Below are 1,999 nucleotides of genomic sequence, written 5' to 3' on the forward strand. Positions count from 1 at the left end.
CGGCTCGGTCCTGCTGATCGCCAACGCGATCAACCACAACGACCTGGAGACCGGCGTCGACGAGGCGTACGCGCACGCCGTCGCCCGCCTCGACGCCATGCAGGCCGACCTGGCCCGCCCCGTCGCCACCGTCCCCGCCGCCCTGCCGGACTCCGCCCTGCCCGAGTTCTCGGCGCTCTGGGGCGGCCCCGCCTACCAGGACGCCGTCGAGGACATCAAGGAGCGCATCCGGGCCGGCGAGGCCTTCCAGGTCGTGCCCTCGCAGCGCTTCGAGACCCCCTGCGCCGCCTCCGCGCTCGACGTCTACCGGGTCCTGCGGGCCACCAACCCGTCCCCGTACATGTACCTCTTCCGCTTCGAGAACGGCTTCGACGTCGTCGGCTCCTCACCCGAGGCCCTCGTCAAGGTCGAGGACGGGCGGGCGATGCTCCACCCCATCGCCGGCACCCGGCACCGCGGCGCCACCCCGCAGGAGGACCACGACCTCGCCGAGGAACTGCTCGCCGACCCCAAGGAGCGCGCCGAGCACCTCATGCTCGTCGACCTGGGCCGCAACGACCTCGGCCGGGTCTGCACGCCCGGCTCCGTCGAGGTCGTCGACTTCATGTCGATCGAGCGCTACTCGCACGTCATGCACATCGTCTCCACCGTCACCGGCGAGGTCGCCGAGGGCCGGACCGCCTTCGACGTCCTCACCGCCTGCTTCCCCGCCGGCACCCTCTCCGGCGCGCCCAAGCCCCGCGCCATGCAGATCATCGAGGAGCTCGAACCCTCCCGGCGCGGCCTCTACGGCGGATGTGTCGGTTATCTCGATTTCGCCGGGGACGCCGACACCGCCATCGCCATCCGCACCGCCCTGCTCCGGGACGGAACGGCGTACGTGCAGGCCGGAGCGGGTGTCGTCGCCGACTCCGACCCGATCGCCGAGGACAACGAGTGCCGCAACAAGGCCGCGGCCGTGCTCCGCGCCGTCCACACCGCCAACCGGATGAACGACAAGTGAGCACGTAAGGGATAGTGGGGTACGTGAGTGCCGTACCCGTACCCCAGCCCCGGGCCGCCCGCGCGGCCGTCCCCACCGGCGGCCGCCGCAGCCTGGCCGCGGCCCTCCTCCTCGGCGCCCTCGGTGCCACCGTCGTCCTGCTCTCCGCCGGCCAGATCTGGGCGGAGGGCACCGCGTCCGTCGGCGGCGGCAGCGTCCCCGTCGAGGCCGACGGCGGCACCGTCACCGGTGTGCCGACCGCCCTCGCGATCGTCGGCCTCGCCGCGCTCTTCGCCGTCTTCGCCGTCCGCCGCACCGGGCGCACGCTCGTCGCCGCGCTCCTCGCGCTCAGCGGCGCGGGCGCCGCGCTCGCCGCGGTCCTCGGCGCCTCCGACAGCAGCGCGCTCGACGCCGAGGCCGCCCGCATCAGCGGCGACACCGCCGCCGCCGTCGCCGGCCTCACCCACACCGTCTGGCCGTACGTGACGGCCGCGGGCGCCCTCCTCATCCTGCTCGCCGGCCTCTTCGCCCTCCGCTTCGGCAAGAACTGGCCGGCGATGGGCGGCCGCTACGAGCGCTCCGGCGCCCCGCGCGCCGGCCGCAAGGCCCCCACGACCGACCCCGACCGGCCCGAGGACCTGTGGAAGGCCCTGGACCGCGGCGAGGATCCGACCCAGGGAGCGTGAGAGGGGGAGCCGACCGCGACGCGTGATCGTCCCGGCACCCCGATTCATCCTCGCGCGCCCGCGTACGGGACAATGAACGCCGAGTGTCCGCGCACGCGAGACCTCACCATCGAGCAACTGCAACGAGGAGCAACTCATGGCGGGCAGCGCCCACGGACACACCCCGGCCGCCTGGACCGGTGTCATCATCTCCTTCATCGGCTTCTGCATCGCCGGCGTCTTCATGGTGGCCGCCAACGTGCCCGGTTTCTGGGCCGGCGTGGGCGTCATCGTCCTCGGCGGCATCGTCGGCGGCGCGATGAAGGCGGCGGGCCTCGGCATGCCGAAGGAG

At 73.6% G+C, this 1,999-nt stretch carries 3 protein-coding genes; all 3 read left to right on the plus strand.

Annotation, left to right across the window (positions count from 1 at the left end; all coding sequences use genetic code 11):
• Nucleotides 1–1,003 (plus strand): chorismate-binding protein (locus ABZ318_RS39505; protein WP_356907238.1); only part of this gene is annotated, 1,003 nt, incomplete at its 5' end.
• 14 nt (nucleotides 1,004–1,017) lie between these two features.
• On the plus strand, nucleotides 1,018–1,668 hold the full coding sequence (locus tag ABZ318_RS39510) for a TIGR02234 family membrane protein (RefSeq protein ID WP_356907239.1): 651 nt from the start codon (nucleotides 1,018–1,020) through the stop codon (nucleotides 1,666–1,668).
• 136 nt (nucleotides 1,669–1,804) lie between these two features.
• The coding region (locus ABZ318_RS39515) for an HGxxPAAW family protein (RefSeq protein ID WP_356907240.1) at nucleotides 1,805–1,999 on the plus strand (195 nt) is incomplete at its 3' end.

Origin of the sequence: Streptomyces sp. NPDC006197 (assembly GCF_040613865.1) — a bacterium.
GTDB lineage: Bacteria > Actinomycetota > Actinomycetes > Streptomycetales > Streptomycetaceae > Streptomyces.